The sequence below is a fragment of the bacterium genome (assembly GCA_035308905.1).
In the GTDB taxonomy this organism is placed as follows: domain Bacteria; phylum Sysuimicrobiota; class Sysuimicrobiia; order Sysuimicrobiales; family Segetimicrobiaceae; genus DASSJF01.
Window position 1 is genome coordinate 163,681 of the sequence record DATGFS010000009.1, and the last position, 17,114, is coordinate 180,794.

Consider the following 17,114-nt stretch of genomic DNA (forward strand, 5'->3'; position numbering starts at 1 on the left):
CCCGATGTCCGTGACGGTGCGCCTGGAACCGATCGGCCGGTTCCCCGGCCTGCGGGTGCTCGCCTGGCACGCCGGCGCGCTGTACGCCGGACGCGGCTACGCGCTGCTGCGCTGGGAGCCCGGCACCGGCCGGTGGACGCGCCGCGCGTCGTTCAGTCCCGCACGCTGGCGCCGTGTGACGTCCCGGAATCGCCTCTCTGCCCGGCTGGTCCGCGACGGGTTTCACGCGCTGGCGGGACTGCCCGACGGCACGCTCGCGGCCGTTTTTCCGGGTGCGATCGGGGTGCTCCGGCCCGGGAGCGACCGATTTCAGGCCGTCTTTCGCGTCCCGCGCGGGACGCGTCCCCTCGCGATCGCCGCCACGCCCTCGGGCCGCCTGTATTGGGGAGAGTATTTCGACAATCCGCACCGGGAGGCCGTGCACGTCTACGGCTCGGCCGACGCCGGCGCTTCATGGGAGGCGGTCTACACGTTCCCGCCCGGGGCGATCCGCCACGTGCACAGCATCACGTACGATCCGTACGCCGACCGTCTGTGGGTGCTGACCGGGGACGAAGGCGAGGAGTGCCGGATGCTTCGAGCCGCGCCGGACTGGTCCTCGGTCGAGGTAGTGCGCTCCGGCGGCCAGCAGGCCCGCGCGGTGACGCTCGTGCCGGGCGCGGACGCGGTCTACTTCGCCACGGACACTCCGCTCGAAGCGAATTACATCTACCGCCTGGACCACCGCGGCCGCCTGGACCGGCTGGCGGCGATTGACGGGTCGAGTTTTTGGAGTTGCCGCGCCGGCGGCGCGCTCTTTTTCTCGACGGCGGTCGAACCGAGCCGCGTCAACCGGAGCCGGTACGCCACGCTGTACGGCGGCGCGGACGGCGGCGCATGGTCGGCGCTCACGCGGTGGGCCCGCGACGGCTGGCCGCTCGCGTTGTTTCAATACGCGAACATCGTGCTGCCGTCGGGCGCCAACGACGGCGACGTGCTGGCCGCCAGCGGGCTCGCGGTGCGGGGGGAAGATCACGTCGCACACCTCTGGCGGACCCACATCGCGAATGGATAGCTGGCTGCGCGAGCATCTCGTGTGCCCCCGCGACCACGGCGCGCTGCGCGAGGAAGGCGATACGCTCGTGTGTCCCGCGGGGCATGCCTATCCTTGTGTCGGCGGGATCCCCGTCATGCTGCTGTCCGACGTGCCGCCCACCCACGTGGCTTTTCACGAGACGCTGTCGCGTGTCGGCGATGCGGCCGCGCCGGGCGGGCGCGCCGCCACCGGCCGCGCCGCGGCCGGCGGCGTCGATCCATTCGTGCAGGACGCGGTCGCCGGCACGTGCGGAAACATGTACCGCCGGCTCGTGGGCCGGCTGACGGAGTATCCGATCCCCGACGTCCGGCTGCCGCCGGGCGGGGGGCGGGTCTTCCTGGACGTCGGCTGCAACTGGGGGCGTTGGTGCGTCAGCGCGGCGAGGAAAGGGTACCGCGCCGTCGGCGTCGATCCATCGCTGGAGGCGATCGAGGCCGCGCGCCGCGTCGCGCACCAATTGGGCGCGGCGGCGATCTACGTGGTCGCCGACGCGCGGCACCTGCCGTTCCGCGCGGGATCGTTCGACGTGGCATTTTCCTACAGCGTGCTCCAGCACTTCGACAAGGGCGACGCTCGGAAGGCGCTCGCTGAAATCGGGCGCGTGCTCGGCGCGTCGGGGATCTCGATCATCCAGATGCCGAACGCGTTCGGCCTCCGCAACCTGTACCATCAGGCGCGTCGAGGCTTCCGCCGCACGCGGGCCTTCGAGGTGAGGTATTGGAGCCCGCGCGAGCTCCGCCGCGTGTTCGCGCGCGCGATCGGTCCCACGTCGCTCTTCGCGGACGGCTACTTTTCGCTGAATCCGCAGGCCAGCGATCAAGAACTCCTGCCGCCCCCGTTTCGATACGTGGTATACTGCTCCGAGTTGATTCGCCATCTCAGTGAAAGGCTGCCCTGGCTGGTGTTGGGTGCGGATAGTCTTTACGTGAGATCTAGGCGTCGCGAGGACGGATCCGCGTGACCACGGCGCTCAACAGAATTGCCGGCGCCTGTGCCGCCGCGACCCTGCTGCTGTCCGCCTCGGGTGATGCGGGGACGCCCGGCCGCGCGGGTCTGCCGCCCGAGATCGTCGTGCCCCTCGTCACCGCCACCCTTCCGCTCGGCTTGACCAACGCCCAGGCCGGCATCGTCGTCGCGTCCGACGGCCTGATCGTCACCGAGCTGCGCACGGTGCGCAGCGCGCACACCCTGACCGTGACGCTGCCCGGATCCTCGCCGCTTCCCGCCCGGCTGGTGGCGTCGGACGCGGGCAGCGATCTCGCCCTGCTCAAGGTCGCGGCCCCGCATCTCCTGCCGGTCCCGCCGTTTGCAGACTCGACGCCGCTCCAGATCGGACAGTCGGTGCGCGCCTACGGCTACCCGTTCGCGGAATCCCTCGGCTCGCGCGATCTCGCGGAGGGAGAAGGGACGATCAGCCGGATCGCGGGTCCCCCGGTGTACGCATTCTTCTCCGACGCCTTGGTCAGCCCGGGGTTTGCCGGCGGCCCGGTGCTCGACACCGCCGGCCGGGTCGTCGGGATGATGCAGGTGACCGCGCCGGGCGTCCGGCGCACCGCGTGGGCCAAGTCGAATCCGGGACTGCTCCCGGTCGTCGAGCGGATGCGCCGGGAACCGGCCGGCCGTGCCGCATCGCCGCCGTCCGCCGCCGCCGTTCCGCCCGCGCCCCGTCTCGCCTCGCGGCAGATTACCATCGCGGTGAACGCGACGCTATCCGGGCCGTCGGCCGCGGGCGGCCGTGCCATTCGTGACGGCGTGCAGCTTGCGGTTGAGGACCTCGGCGCCGCGCTTCGGGCGCGGGGCATCGGACCGTCGGTGATCGCGGCGGACGATCGAGGAGATCCCGCGGTCGCGGCGGACAACGCGCGGCGTCTCGCGGCCGATCCCTCCGTGCTGCTCGTCGTCGGCCACAGCCTCTCCGGCACGTCGATCGCGGCGGCGCCGGTCTACGACGGCGCCGGCCTCCCGATGATCACGCCCGCCGGCGAAGTGGCTACGCTGACGGACGCGGGACACGGGTCGGTGTTCCGCGTGATCGGCCGGGACGACGTCCAGGGGGTCGCCGCGGCGCAGTTTGTCCGCGTCCGGCTTGGCGGCGGGAGCGCGTACGTCGTGTACGAGCCGAGCGATTATGGACTGCGTACCGCCGCGGGATTCTGGTGGGAAGGGCAGCGCCTGGGGCTGCGCGCCCAGGGATTGAGCGCCGTAGACGACACGACGCTGGCCCAGGTCGTCGCCTCCATCGCCTCGGCGGCGCCCGCCGTCGTGTACTACGGGGGGGAAATGGCGGGCGCCGTGCCGCTTCTGAAGCGCATGCGCGAGGCGGGCGTGCGGGTGCCGCTGATCGGCGCCGACGGCCTCGACACGTCCGAGTTCGCCTACCTCGCGGGCGGCGCGATGCTGCCGGCCTTCTACACGGTTCTCGACGGTCCGTCTGGGCTCTATCCGGGTGCCGGCCGGTTCGTCGAGCGCTTCCGCGGCCGATTCGGGCGCCCCCCCGAACCGTTTGCGGCCCTTGCCTTTGACGCCGCCGGCGCGGGCCTCCAGGCGATTGTCGCCGCGGGAGCGGGCGGCGCGCCGGATCGCGCCGGCGTGCTCGCGGCGCTCCACGATCCGGCCTTTCAATATCAAGGTGTCACAGGGATGATCCGGTTCACTTCGAATGGGGACCGCGTGCACAGCCCGGTCTACGTGATGGAGGTCCGGAGCCCGGCGTGGTCGCGGTGGCGGGACAACACCGTGGCCGCCGCCTTCTTCCCATGACGCGCGCCCGGACGTGGCCGGCGGCCGGCGTATCGCTGCTCTGCGATGTGTGGTGGGCCGCCTTTGTGCTTGTGTTTTTCGGCATGGGCGCCGCCGCGGTGCTCCGGGCCGTCATGGGCGCCGCCGCGCTTCCCGCCGACGTCGGGCTCGGGGTCGCCGTGCTCTTCGCGTTGTGCGCCGTCCCCGCGATTCGGTCCAGGCGCACGGGGTCGTTCGACATCTTTGAGCTCGGGGTGTCGTTCGCCGCGATCTACTTCTTGTACATCGGCGTCCGGGCGCTGGATCTGCTCATCAATCCCGGAGTCTTGGCCGCCGAGACGCCGCATCCGAGCGTCATCGTCGCCGGGCTGGCCCAGGCCGTGTGGTACGCGAACCTGGGCGCCGCAGCATATCTTGCCGGCTACCGGCTGCCATTTCCGTACGGCCGCGCCGCGGCGCGGTTCTTCGCCGGGGATACGCAGGTCGGCGCCCGGCTGGTCAACGCGGTGGCCATCGTGTTCTATGTCCTCGGCTGGCTGGCGCGGCTGCCGGAGCTCACGCACGGCTGGTTTTTGACGACCGCGGCGTCCCGGTTTGCGGGCCAAGTCCCACCCGTCGTGCAGACCGTGTCGTTCTTCTCGATTCTCGCGGTCCTCGGCTACGCGCTCTCGCTCGTCGCGCTGGCGGTTCCCGGCGGCAGCCGGCCGGGTCCGCGCGTTCTGGCCGCGATCCTCACCTGCCTCGAGTTCATCTACGCGTTTATCATCGGCTCCAAGTTTTATCTGGGATTGATCGTGTTCATCCTTCTGCTGCTGGCCCACTATCTGCGGCGGCGCATCTCACCCGCCGTCCTGCTCGCGACGATTCTCGTCTTTATGTTCGTCGTCACCCCGATCGTCACGGAGTACCGGGAAGTCGCGGGCCTGGAGAGCATTCCGCTGCGCTCGTTTGGCCGCGAGCTTCCGCACGTGACGAGACTGGTGATCGCGCGGCTTCGCCGCTTCACGCCGGTCCAGTACGTCACCATCAGCTCGCAGGCGGTCCTGGACCGGCTGTCCGGCGTGGACGGCATCGCGGCCGTGGTCCGGGGGGTCCCCCAGATCACCGGCTATGCGCGTGGGGCGTCGCTCGCCTGGGTCGTCAAGGTGCTCGAGCCCACGATCATCCGCCCGGCGAAATATGACGTCCTGGCGCGCGTCCTGACCCCCGTGCCGCGCCTCTTCGGGTATCCGGATTTCTCCCGGGGCGGCATCGCCCTCACGGAGGTGGCAGAGTTCTACTGGAACTTCGGCATCGCCGGGATCCTGATCGGGATGTTTCTCGTGGGCCTGCTGCAGCGCGCAGCGGTGGCCTGCCTGCTGCAGCCGGTCTCGCCGCTGCGGGCTTTCATCTACGCGATCCTGTGGCCGTGGATGATGACCGCGGTCGAGGGCTGGGCGTTCTCGATCTATCCGAACGTCTTCCGCCTGACCGCGCTGGCCGCGCTTATCGCCTGGGGCACCCTCTGGCTTGCCCGCCGCGAACCGGCGTTTGCGCCGGCCCCCAGGGGGGAGGCGGCGGGCTAGATGGAGCGCGCACTGGCCCGGGCGGAGGCGGCACCCACCTTCCCGCGGATTTCCCTGCCGTATGTGTCGCTCTTGGTTCTTTTGTTCGCCGGGGCTATGCTGCCCTGGTACACGCTGCGGACCATGCCGCTTCTCACGATCGGGACGGCGAAAATCAACCTCGTCGACGGCCTTGCCGCCTGCGCAGTGCTGCTCGCCGCGCGGCCTATCCTCCGGAGCGTCCTCGTCGAGCGGGAGGCGCCGCTCCTTCTCCTCAGCGGTTTCATCCTATATATGGCGGTGCCGCTGGCGATCGGCCTCCACGATGCCGGCGCACGGGCGACGGCCGTTCGCGAGGCCCGCGGCCTGGCATTTTACGCCCTTGGCCTCGCGTTCGCCGCGCCGCGTTATCGCCCCGCCGACCTCCGCGCGTTCGCCGCCGCCTACGCCGGCGGCACGGTCGTGGCGGTGGCGGCGGTGTTCGTGCACCTCCGCTGGCTGGTGGCCCTCCCCGGGTACACGCCGGATGCGCTGCTGGCGCCGGCCGGGTTCACCGTCCAGTCGTTCAGCTGGAACGAGCATGTCTCGCCGATGCCGACGATCGCGGTGGCCGCCGCGGCCGGGTATCGGATCGACTATCTCGACTGGTCCGTGCCGCTGGTCGCGCTGCTGCTGGCCGTGGCCGGCGCGCTGACCGCGTCCGTACGCCTCAAGACGGCGGCGTGGGCGGCCGCGGCCCTGGCCGCCGGCTGGTATCTGCTTGTCTCCGGCGCGCGCTCACCTCAAATCGTCGGTTTGGCGGCGGCCGCCGCGATCGCGGTCGCCCTGGGACGCCGGCACGCCGCGCGCCGGCGGGTCCTCGCCGGCATCGCGATCGCGGTGGTGCTGGCCGGCGGGCTGTTGGTCGCGCGGCCCGCGGGGGTCCTGCGGGGTATCAGCGGTCCGCTGCGGACCACCGTGCTGCGGTGGGGCCAGGCGGGCGGGGACGACTCGCTTCGCCTCCGGGTGAAGGAAGTGGCCGTCAGCCTTCCGGCGTTCGCCCGCCACCCGATTTTCGGCGAGGGTCTCGGCGGCGTGATTCCGATTCGCGAGTTCGCCGTTGAGGGCATCACGCCGCGCTCGATCGCGTCGGGGTACGGGTTTCTGCTGGTCAAGACCGGCCTTGCGGGGTTCGCGCTCTATCTGGCGGTGGTCGTCGCCGTGCTCCGCGCCGCCTGGCTGCGGATTCGCAGCGGCCGGGACAACGCGGTGTGGCCCGGCGCCCGGGTCGGGCTCGTCGGGATCGGCGCGCTCCTCGCGCTCAACCTGGTGCACACAGTCGTGGACACGCCGGACGGCGCCCTCGCGTTCAGTCTCTTCTTCGGCATGATCATGGCCGGCGCGCCCGCGCGCGACGTCCGCGTGTCCAGGCCATGAAAATCCTCATGCTCACCCCGCACTATCCGCCGGAGATCCGGAGCGTGTCGCTTTTGATGTCGGAGCTCGCGGAGGATTTGGCGGCGCAGGGCCACGCCGTGACCGTGATCACGCCGTACCCGCCCGAGCACATGGACGAGGCGCGCGGGGCGCCGCCGCCGGCGCGCGAAGAGGCCCGCGGCGTCCGGGTCTTCCGCGTGCGCGTGCTGCCGTTTGTCAAAGTTGCGCCGGCGATCCGGGCCGTCACGCACTTCACGCTCGCCGGCTCGATGGCCGCGGCGGGCCTGCGGGCCGGCCGGCACGACGTGATCCTCGCCTATTCCCCGCCGCTGACCGTGGGGCTGGCCTGCGACGTGCTGAAGCGCGCCTGGCGCGCCCCGTTCGTGTTCAACGTCCAGGATCTCTATCCGCAGGCGCTCGTGGATCTCGGGCTCGTGCGCAACCCGGTCGTGCTGCGCGTGCTCGAGTGGCTGGAGCGCCACGCGTACCGTCACGCGCGCGCGATCACCGTCCACTCCGCCGGCAACCGCGACGCGTTGGTCGCCCGCGGGATCGCGCCCGCCAAAGTCACCGTCATTCCCAACTGGATCGATACGACGGCCGTCGTGCCCGGCGACCGGAACAACGGCTACCGGGCCGAATTGGGACTTGGCGCCCGGTTTGTGGTCTTATTTGCAGGCGTAATGGGGTATGCACAAGATATGGCCATCATGGTCGAGGCGGCCGCCCGGCTCCGCGATCTCGGCGAGACGGACGTCACGTTCCTGCTGGCCGGCGATGGCGTGCGACGGAGCGAGGCGGAGGCGCTCGTGCGCGCCCGCAACCTCGACACGGTCCGGTTCCTCCCGTTTCAGCCGTTCGACCGTTACCCGCAGCTGGTCAGCGCGGCGGACTGCTGTCTGGTCACCCTGCAGCCCACCGTGGCGACGCCTGTGGTACCATCCAAGATCGCGGGGATCCTCGCGGCCGGCCGGCCGGTCTTGGGGGCGCTGCCGGCGGGCGACGCGCGGACGCTGATCGAGCAGTCGGGCGGGGGACTGTGCGTGCCGCCGGGAGACGCGGCCGGGCTGGCCGAGGCGATCCGGCGGCTCATCCGCGATCCTGCGCTGGGGGCCTCGCTCGGAACCGCGGGCCGGCGGTACGTGGAGGCGCACTTGTCCCGGACGACGGCCGCGCAGGCGTACACCCGGCTCCTGACCACGGTCGTGGGCCGCGAGGGCACCGATTCGTAGAGGAAAACGGTTGTGGGTTAGCCAAAGCAAACCGCGCTGCAGTGCTTGATACTTCTTTGACGGGGGACGTAATGGCCGTAAGCACCTCTTCTGGGCTCGAGGAGCAGGTCGCCGCAACACCCACGTTGTCGCTCAACGGCGAGGCCGCCGGCCGGCTCTCGCTGAACGGCCATGTTCCGCCGGCGGCGGCGGTGCCGGGATATCCGCTCCGGCGCCCCGTCGAGGTGATGCTCGCGTCTCTAGGCATCTCGGTGATCATCCCGGCCGCGTTTCTGATCGCGGCGCTGATCTGGCTGGACGATCGCGGCCCGGTGTTTGTGCGGCAGACTCGAGTCGGTCGAGGCGGCCGGCTGTTCCATCTCTTCAAGTTCCGGACGATGCGGGAGCCCGAGGCGCATGACGTGCCGCGCCAGGCCACGACGTGCGACGGGCGCATCACCCGCGTCGGACGGCTGCTGCGGGCGACGGCCCTCGATGAGGTCCCGCAGCTGCTCAACATCCTCCGGGGGGAGATGAGCTTCGTCGGGCCGCGCGCGCTGCTGCCCAAGGAAGTCGAAGTCGATCCCAAGTCGCGCTACCATCACATCGAGGAAGTCCCGAACTACCACGTGCGGACCTCGGTGTGTCCGGGTCTCACCGGGCTGGCGCAAGTCTATGCGCGGCGGGACATCAGCCGGCAGAAGAAATTCAAGTACGACGCACTGTACGTGCGCCGGATCAGTCCGTGGCTGGACATGAAGCTGTTCGCCACGTCGGTCGTGATCAGCCTCACCGGGCGCTGGCCCCGGCGAGGCCGGTCGGTGCGGCGCAGGGGAGCGGGATGACGCCGGGGCGGGCGGAGCGAGTCGCCGCACCGTCGCCGGTTCCGAACGTCACGATCCGCCAGCCTCCGCTCGACGTCCTGATCCTCACGCGGAACGAGGAGGACAATCTTTCGCGGGCGCTGGCGAGCGTCGCCGCCCTGGCCGCCGCGGTCTGGGTCGTGGATTCCCACAGTACCGACCGGACGGCGTCGATCGCGGACGCGGCCGGCGCGCGTGTCGTGACCCATGACTTCACGGGGTACCCCGCGCAGCGGAACTGGGCGCTTCGCAATCTGCCGTTTACGGGCGACTGGGTGCTGGTCCTCGACGCCGACGAAACCGTCAGCCCGGAGCTGGCCGCCGAGCTGCCCGCGGCGCTCGCGGCGGCCCCGCCGGACCTCGCGGGCTTCTACCTGAAGCGCCGCTTTATTTTCCTCGGCCGCTGGCTCCGACACGGCGGGTACTACCCGGTCTGGCTGCTGCGGGTCATGCGGCACCGCGTGTCCCGGTGCGAGGAGCGGGCGGTCGACGAGCATTTCGTCGTCGAGGGCCGCACCGCGCGGCTCCGGCACGATCTGCTGCACGAGGACCGCCGGCCGCTGTCGCGCTGGGTGGAACGCCACGATCAGTATGCCGCCCTCGCGGCGGAGACGCTCGCCCGGGCGGGTGAACGCGGCGCCGTCGCGGGACGGTGGACCGGGACGCAGGCGGAGCGCAAACGATGGTGGTACGATCGCGTGTACCGCCGCGCGCCCGTCGGGATGCGCGCCGTCGCCTATTTTCTCTACCGGTATCTCCTCCGGGCCGGCTTCCTCGACGGCCGCGAGGGGTTTCTCTATCACCTCATGCAGGGGTTGTGGTACCGTGCGCTGATCGACGCGAAGCTGTTGGAGCTGCGCCGCCGCGCGCCGCGCGGCCATGCCGGCGCCCCCGCCGTGCGGGCGCCGGATCCCGCGCCCGAACCATGAAGCAGGTTGTCCTGAGCCCCCGGACCGGCGTCCTCGAGGTCGCGGACGTGCCGGTGCCGCAGATCCGGCCCGGCGCGGTCCTCGTGCGCAACACCGCGTCCGTCGTCAGCGTCGGGACCGAGCGGTTCGTCCTCGACATGGCGGGGCGCAGCCTCGCAGGCAAGGCGCGTGCGCGCCCGGATCTCGTCCGCGAGGTCCTCAACAAGGTCCGGCGGGACGGCCTGCGCACGACCGTGCGCGAGACGTTCATCCGGCTGGACAGTCCGCAGCCGCTGGGCTACAGCTGCGCCGGGGTTGTGGTGGACGCCGGCGCCGGCGTCGACGGCTTCCGGCCCGGCGATCGTGTCGCCTGCGCCGGCACCGGCTGGGCCGCGCACGCGGAGGTCGTGCTGGTGCCGCGCCAGTTGTGCGTGCCGCTCCCCGCCGAGGTCACGGATGAGGCCGGCGCCTTTGCCACGCTCGGGGCGATCGCGCTCCACGGCGTGCGCCGCGCGGGCGCGGGCCTCGGCGAGGTCGTGGCCGTCCTGGGGTTGGGCATCGTCGGCCAGCTGACGGTGCAGCTGCTGCGGTCCGCGGGCTGCCGCGTCGTGGCGTACGATGTGGTACCGGCGCGCGTGAAGCTGGCCGGCGAGCTCGGCGCGGACGCGGCGGCGGTCACGGCCGACGACGCGCGCGCGGCGGCCATCCGGATCACGGGTGGGCTCGGCGTCGATGCGGTGATCGTGACCGCCTCGACGGCGAGCAGCGCTCCGGTGGCGCTCGCGGCGGACCTGGCGCGCGTGCGGGGCACGGTGGTGATGGTGGGCACCACCGGGATGGACGTGCCGCGGCGCCCGTTCTGGAAGAAAGAGCTCGCGCTCGTGCTTTCGAAGGCGTCGGGCCCGGGCAGCGAGGACGAGACATACGAGCGCCGGGGCGTGGCCTTCCCGGCGCCGTACGTGCGGTGGACCGCCGGACGGAACATGGCCGCGTTTGTCGGCGAGCTCGCATCCGGGCGGGTGCGGGTCGAACCGCTCGTCACGCACCGGTTCCCGATCGAGCGGGCCGGCGACGCCTACGACCTGATCTCCGGCCGCGCGGCGCAGCCCCACCTCGGCGTGGTCCTGACGTATCCGGCGGAGAGCGATGCGCGGCGGACGATCGCGCTCCGGCCGGCGCCCCGCCGGGCCGGCGGCCTCCGGATCGGCGTCATCGGCGGCGGCGTCTTCGCCCGTACCGTGCTCCTTCCCGCGCTCCGCGGGGTCCCCGGCGTGCGGCTGCGCGCCGTCGCCACGGCGACCGGACTGTCCGCGCGGCACGTCGGCGACCGGCTGGGGTTTGAGGTGTGCACGACCGACCCCCGCGCGGTGCTGGATGACGATCAGGTGGACGCGGTGGTGGTCGCGACGCGCCACGATCTGCACGCGTCCCTCGCCGCGGACGCGCTGCGCGCAGGGAAGCACGTCTTCGTGGAGAAACCGTTGGCGCTGACCGCGGAGGACGTCCGCGCCGTGGTCGCCGCGTATACGGCCTCGCCCCGAACGCTGATGGTCGGGTTCAACCGCCGGTATTCGCCGATCGTTCGAATCCTGAAGGATTTCGTCGGCGCGGTGCGGCCGCTCGTGCTGACGTACCGCGTCAACGCCGGCGCGATCCCGGCCGATCACTGGACGTACGACCCGGTGGAGGGCGGAGGGCGCTGGCTCGGCGAGGGCGGCCACTTCGTGGACCTTCTGCAGTACCTGACGGACGCGGAGCCGGTCGAGGTCTTTGCGCGGTCCGTCGGGCCGGCCGGCGCGGCGTCGCTCGTCATCTCGCTGGCGTTCCGCGACGGCTCCGCGGGAACGATTGCGTACGTGGACGGCGCCGACCGCGCGCTCTTCCGGGAGCGCCTCGACGTCTTCGGCGCGGGGGTGGCGTGTACGCTCGACGACTTCCGCCGGGCGACGCTGGCCCGGGGCGGCCGCGTGCGGCAGGTCCGCCGGTTGGAGGCGGAGCGGGGGCATCGGGAGGAGCTGCGGGCGTGGGTCGCGGCCGCGGCCGGGAGCGCGTCCTCCCCGGTGCCGCTCGAGACCTATGTGGCGAACGCGGCGTGTTGCTTCGCGGTCGCGGAGTCCGTCCGGACCGGACGCCCGGTCGCGGTGGACGCCGCCGCGCTGCTGCGACCGCCGGCGACGGACGCCACCAGTTAGGGGGGTCGACGGTTGATGAGTGAGGGAGACGCGTTTACCGGCCGGACGGTCCTCGTGACCGGCGGGGCGGGCTGCATCGGCAGCAATCTCGTGGAGGCGCTCGCGCGGCACGGCGCGGGCCGGATTTTGGTCCTGGACAACCTCTCCTCGGCGAGCCGCTGGAACGTGCCGGATCACGCGCCGGTGCGGTTCGTCCAGGGCAGCGTGACCGAGGATGAGACGCTGCGCGGCGTCTTCGCCGAGCGGCCGGACTACGTGTATCATCTCGCCGCGCTCTTCGCCAACCAGAACTCCGTCGATCACCCCGAGCAGGATCTGCTGGTCAACGGGCTCGGCACGCTGAAGATGCTGCAGTTCGCGCATCTGGCCGGGGTGCGTCGGTTCGTGTACGCGTCGTCGGGCTGCTCCGTGTACGGCAGCAAGGCGCCGCTGCCGCTGCGCGAGGACTTCGTGTCGATCGATCTCGACACGCCGTATCAGATCACGAAGCTGCTCGGCGAGCTCTACTGCAACTTCTTCCATCACTACTATCAGTTGCCGGTCGTGCGGGCGCGATTCTTCAACGTTTACGGACCCGGCGAGATCCCCGGCCGCTACCGGAATGTCATCCCGAATTTTCTCTACTGGGCGATGCGCAAGGAGCCCCTGCCGATCACCGGCACCGGTGAAGAGACCCGCGACTTCACGTACGTCGGGGATGTCGTGCGGGGTCTGCTCGCCGCGGGCGTCGCCGACGAGGCCGTCGGCGAGGCAATGAATCTCGCGTCGGGCCGGGAGGTTACCGTCGGGAGCCTGGCCGCGCTCGTCAACGAGCTCACCGGCAATCCGGCCGGCGTCCGCTATGCGGCGCGGCGCTCGTGGGACAACATCACCCGCCGGTGCGCGTCGGTCGAGAAGGCCGGCCGCCTGCTCGGCTATCAGCCGTCCGTCGACTTCGAGACCGGCATCCGGCGGACGTTCGACTGGGCCACGGCGAACTGGGACCGGATCGTCCGCGACGCGCGGTTCTGAGGCGGCCGGGACGATGTACGCGGTCATTCTGGCGGGCGGCAAAGGCGAGCGGCTCCGGCCGTTCACCGAGGACCGGCCCAAGCCGATGGTCGAGATCGCCGGCATGCCGATCCTCGGCCATCAGATTCGCTGGCTGCACGCGCAGGGCGTGCGCCACGTCGTGATCGCCTGCGGATACCGCCACGAAGTCATCGAAGCCTACTTCGGGACCGGGGAGCGCTTCGGCGTGCGCATCGCGTACGCCGTGGAGGAGCAGCCGCTCGGACGGGGGGGCGGCCTGCGGCAGGCCCTCGGCCGGGTGCCGGCGGACGTGGACACCGTCATCGCGACGAACGGCGACGTGATCACGGACCTGCCGCTGGCGCCGCTGCTCGCGGCCCACCGCGCGCGGCCGGTGCTGGCCACGGTGGTCCTGGCACCGTACGTGAGTCCGTACGGCCTGGTCGAGGTGGACGACCACGACCGGGTCACCCACTTCCGCGAGAAGCCGGAGCTGCCGTATTGGATCAACGCCGGCATCTACGTCCTGGCCGCGGCCATCCGCGACTGCCTGCCCGAACGCGGCGACCACGAGACGACGACCTTCCCCGACCTCGCGCGCGCCGGCCGGCTGGGCGCGTTCAAGAGCCGGGCTTACTGGCGCGCCGTCGACACGATCAAGGACGTCAACGCGGTCACGGCGGAACTCCGCGCGACCGAGGTCGGTCCCGCCTCCCCCGGGGCGGGCGACGGCCGATGAGGGCCGTCATCCCGGTGGCCGGGCGCGGCAAACGGCTGCGGCCGCACACCCACACCCAGCCGAAGGTCTTGATGAACGTGGCCGGCAAGCCGATCCTGGCCTACATCCTCGACGACCTGCGGGATCTCGGGGTCGAGGAGATCACGTTCGTCGTCGGCTACCTTGCGGAGAAGGTGGAGGAGTTCGTCCGCGAGCGCTATTCGATTCGCGCCCACTTTATTTACCAAGACGAGCCGCTCGGCAACGGCCACGCGATCTATCTGGCGCGGGAGCACCTGACCGGGCCGACGCTGATCGTCTTTGGAGACACGATCGTGCGGGCCGACCTGCGCGCCGCGTCCCGGCTCGACTGTTCGGCGATCGGCGTGCACCAGGTGTCGGATCCGCGCGCGTTCGGCGTCGTGGAGCTGGACCGGGACGGCTTCGTGCGGCACCTGTGGGAGAAGCCGTCCGCGCCGCCGAGCGATCTCGCCGTCGTCGGCGTCTACATGATTCAGCGCCCCGGACCGCTGCGCGCGGCGCTCGAGCGCCTCGTCGAGCAGCGACGGATGGCGAACGGCGAGTACTGGCTCGCGGACGCCCTGCAGCTCATGGTCGAAAGCGGCGAGCGGCTGCGCACCTTCCCGATCGAGCGCTGGTACGACTGCGGCACGCCGGAGGCGCTGCTGCACGCGAACCACGCGCTCCTCGAGTCCTCGTCCCCGGCCCCCGCGGACATCGGCGGGTCGGTGATCGTGCCGCCGTCGTTCGTCTCCCCGACCGCGGTGGTGGAAGGATCGGTGGTCGGGCCGTACGTGACGATCGCGGAGGGCGCGCGCGTCAGCAACGCGGTGCTGCGCGAGACAATCGTGAACGCCAACGCCCGCGTGGAAGGCGTGCTCCTGGAAGACTCGATCATCGGGGAAAACGCGGCCGTGACCGGGCGCCGCTCCAGGATCAATCTCGGCGACAGTTCCGAGATCGAGCTGACGTAACCGCCCGCGCGGCCTCGACGCAGGCCCACGACAGAAAGAACGCCGCCAGCACGTCCGTCAGCCAGTGCTCTCCCAGGTAGACCAGCGCGGCCATCATGCCGAGCACCAACGCCGCCGCCGCGAAGGGAAACCGCCGCAGCAGCGTGCCCGCGACGAAGGTCGCCCGCATCGTGTGCCCCGAGGGCAGGCTGAACGGCGTCGACTGAATGGGCGCCCCGAGGGGGACCGGCAGATGACGGGCGAGCGACTCGGGCGGCCCCGGATGGACGATCAGGTGCTTGAAGACGACCGCGATGACGCTGACCGCGGCAAGGCCCACGGCCAGACCGAGTAGCGCCAGTCCCTGCCGCCGCCGCCGCAGAGCGAGCACGGCCCCGGCGACGGCAAACCCGGGCACGAGCACTTCGGCGTTGCCGAGATACGAGACGGCGAACGCCGGCCAGTCCGCCGTGGGCGCGGCGCGCTGCAGCCAGCGGGTGGCGCCGAGATCGACGGTGTGCGAGGCGGGCACGAACGTCACCGCGGTCACGACGACGAAGCCCAGCAGCGCTCCGGCGGCGCGTACCCCTCGCGCGGGGTTACGGCGCATGCTGGTAGAGAAACACCCCGCCGATCTTCTTCGGCGGGCCCTCCGCCGCGCTCAGCACCGGAGCCCACGCCCGCTCGAACTCGTCGGAGGTCACGACCACCGAGCGGATCTGATAGTAGCGCCGAAAATCTCGAAGCGGCGCAAGATGCCGCGCGACGGACGGCCGCGGGTCCGTGCTCAGCAGCGGCTCCGCGATCGGCCACTGCTCGACGAACTTGGGCGGAATGCGGACGATATAGCCCGGCATGCGGAAATACATGTCGGACTGCGCCTGCCAGAGCAGGCTCTGTCCGGTCAATCCGTAGGGAATGATGAGGACGGTCTCGCTCGGCGCGAAGGCCCGCCGGTACAGTCCGGCGGAGAAGAATTCGGGAGTGTGCAGGTCGGTCGTCCATAAGGGGAAGGCCGGATTCGGCAGGACGCTCAACACGGCGGCGCCCGCGACGGTCCATCGAAGCCACGCGGCCGGGCCCGGACGGCTCAGCCACGCCGCGACCATCAACGCCGTGATCAGCGAGAGGAACATCGGGAAGCGCGCCGGGAGCGCCTGGTTGACCAGAGGCACGTGCAGGATCAGCGCCCACGGAAGCGGCGCCACGGGCCTGCCGGCAACACGCAGGGTGGGACCGAGCGACGCGACCAGGACCAGCGCGGCGCACGCCGCCAGGACCCGGGTCACCGGTCGGCGCCACCCGCCGGCGATGAAGAGGACGCACGCGAGCAGGAGCGGGACGCCGAGGTAGGCGCCGTTTTCAAAGACGTTCCCGGTGAACCGGCCGGAGAGCGACGCGAACGCGCGCCCCCCCACCCACGTCGGCGGCATCGGCACCACGAGGTTCAACAGGTCGGCGGAATGCGGAAAATCGATCGCCACGCTGAGGGAGCGGTCGGCGAAGCGGTACAGGTACGGGCTCAGCAGAAGCAGGGCGACGGCGTAGGCCGAGACGACTGCCGGTGCGGCCGCGAGGATCGCACGCCGGGTCGTCCGATCGGCGAACGCGCAGCCGAGGACGGCGGCGGCGACGCCGAAGGCCGTGTCCATAGCGAAGATCTCGACGAAGAACGTAAACTGGGCGACCAGGATGAGCGCGAAGAGGGCGACGAACGTGGTCGTCGACAGCCGGCCCTCGCCGTACAGCAGCAGGACGTAGACCGCGAGCGGCACGAGAAAGATGAGCACCAGATTGGGATGGCCCAGCATGTGCCCGAGTTCATACGAGGAGAAGCCGTACAGGTATCCGGCGACAAGGGACGGGACGCGCGCCTTCGTCACGTGGACGCACAGCAGGTAGGCGGTCCACGCCGACAGCGCCGGCGCGGCCCACATCACCACGTTGAAGCTGACGACCGGTCCGAACGCGGTCGTGATCCCGGCCGCCAGCAGCGCCGGCCCCAGGATCGACGACGCCCACGCCAGACTCACCGGGAGCGACGACCAGATTCGTTCGTTGACGAACGGGTCCAGGTGGTGGGCGATCGCAAACGGCCACCACTTCAACATCCACATGAAGCTGATCGGGTCCCCGCTGAAGCCGATGTAGGAGCCCGACGGGTTGGCCGCGACCCGGCGGCCGAAGTAGAGAAATGACGTCAGCAGGTACAGGGCGAGCGCGAGCAGGGGACCGCTTCGATTCCGCTGCGTCATGCGCAGTCGTATTCGGAGATCCGCAAACGGCCCCCTTTGTGACCAGGGCTCGTGGACATCGCCAATAGGTGTCTAGGTTCAGATAGATCCGACTACACTTGACACTCGGTGCAACGGCGGCATCGGGGCCGCTTCCGGCCGTTGGGCGGTGGCTATACTGGCACCACCATGGCCATCCTCAAGCCGTTCCTACGCCGGCGCGTCCGGG

General features: G+C 71.0%; 14 protein-coding genes. 12 read left to right on the top strand and 2 right to left on the bottom strand.

Annotation, left to right across the window (positions count from 1 at the left end; all coding sequences use genetic code 11):
- The first annotated feature begins 4 nt into the window (after positions 1-4).
- From VKT83_03325 to VKT83_03380, 12 genes are all read left to right on the top strand, one after another.
- A complete protein-coding gene (locus VKT83_03325; GenBank protein ID HLY21479.1) occupies positions 5-1,054 on the top strand; it encodes a hypothetical protein in 1,050 nt (349 codons plus the stop codon).
- The gene (locus VKT83_03330; GenBank protein HLY21480.1) at positions 1,047-2,036 is read left to right on the top strand and encodes a methyltransferase domain-containing protein; all 990 of its coding nucleotides are present in this window, start codon (positions 1,047-1,049) and stop codon (positions 2,034-2,036) included. The genes VKT83_03325 and VKT83_03330 overlap by 8 nt, the downstream gene beginning before the upstream one ends.
- Positions 2,033-3,835: an ABC transporter substrate-binding protein gene (locus VKT83_03335; GenBank protein HLY21481.1), complete on the top strand. Its 1,803-nt coding sequence runs from the start codon at positions 2,033-2,035 to the stop codon at positions 3,833-3,835. Before VKT83_03330 ends, VKT83_03335 begins: the two co-directional genes overlap by 4 nt.
- On the top strand, positions 3,832-5,379 hold the full coding sequence (locus VKT83_03340; GenBank protein ID HLY21482.1) for a hypothetical protein: 1,548 nt from the start codon (positions 3,832-3,834) through the stop codon (positions 5,377-5,379). The genes VKT83_03335 and VKT83_03340 overlap by 4 nt, the downstream gene beginning before the upstream one ends.
- Positions 5,380-6,774: an O-antigen ligase family protein gene (locus tag VKT83_03345; protein HLY21483.1), complete on the top strand. Its 1,395-nt coding sequence runs from the start codon at positions 5,380-5,382 to the stop codon at positions 6,772-6,774.
- Complete coding sequence (locus VKT83_03350) at positions 6,771-8,006, top strand: glycosyltransferase family 4 protein (GenBank protein HLY21484.1); 1,236 nt, start codon at positions 6,771-6,773, stop codon at positions 8,004-8,006. The genes VKT83_03345 and VKT83_03350 overlap by 4 nt, the downstream gene beginning before the upstream one ends.
- 71 nt (positions 8,007-8,077) lie before the next feature.
- Positions 8,078-8,830: a sugar transferase gene (locus tag VKT83_03355; GenBank protein HLY21485.1), complete on the top strand. Its 753-nt coding sequence runs from the start codon at positions 8,078-8,080 to the stop codon at positions 8,828-8,830.
- On the top strand, positions 8,827-9,777 hold the full coding sequence (locus VKT83_03360; GenBank protein ID HLY21486.1) for a glycosyltransferase family 2 protein: 951 nt from the start codon (positions 8,827-8,829) through the stop codon (positions 9,775-9,777). Before VKT83_03355 ends, VKT83_03360 begins: the two co-directional genes overlap by 4 nt.
- Positions 9,774-11,948 carry a bi-domain-containing oxidoreductase gene (locus VKT83_03365; protein HLY21487.1) on the top strand — a complete coding sequence of 725 codons (2,175 nt, stop codon included), beginning with the start codon at positions 9,774-9,776 and terminating at the stop codon, positions 11,946-11,948. Before VKT83_03360 ends, VKT83_03365 begins: the two co-directional genes overlap by 4 nt.
- Positions 11,949-11,963: 15 nt before the next feature.
- Positions 11,964-12,959, top strand: coding sequence for an NAD-dependent epimerase/dehydratase family protein (locus VKT83_03370; GenBank protein ID HLY21488.1), 996 nt, complete (start codon positions 11,964-11,966; stop codon positions 12,957-12,959).
- Between the two features lie 13 nt (positions 12,960-12,972).
- On the top strand, positions 12,973-13,698 hold the full coding sequence (locus VKT83_03375) for a nucleotidyltransferase family protein (GenBank protein HLY21489.1): 726 nt from the start codon (positions 12,973-12,975) through the stop codon (positions 13,696-13,698).
- Positions 13,695-14,672, top strand: a complete 978-nt coding sequence (locus tag VKT83_03380; GenBank protein HLY21490.1) for a sugar phosphate nucleotidyltransferase — start codon at positions 13,695-13,697, stop codon at positions 14,670-14,672. Before VKT83_03375 ends, VKT83_03380 begins: the two co-directional genes overlap by 4 nt.
- Here the strand turns inward: VKT83_03380 and VKT83_03385 are convergent.
- Positions 14,635-15,261: a phosphatase PAP2 family protein gene (locus VKT83_03385; GenBank protein HLY21491.1), complete on the bottom strand. Its 627-nt coding sequence runs from the start codon at positions 15,259-15,261 to the stop codon at positions 14,635-14,637. The genes VKT83_03380 and VKT83_03385 overlap by 38 nt on opposite strands.
- Entirely contained in the window at positions 15,251-16,906 is a 1,656-nt protein-coding gene (locus VKT83_03390; protein ID HLY21492.1) for a hypothetical protein, read from the bottom strand. Before VKT83_03390 ends, VKT83_03385 begins: the two co-directional genes overlap by 11 nt.
- Positions 16,907-17,114 lie beyond the last annotated feature (208 nt).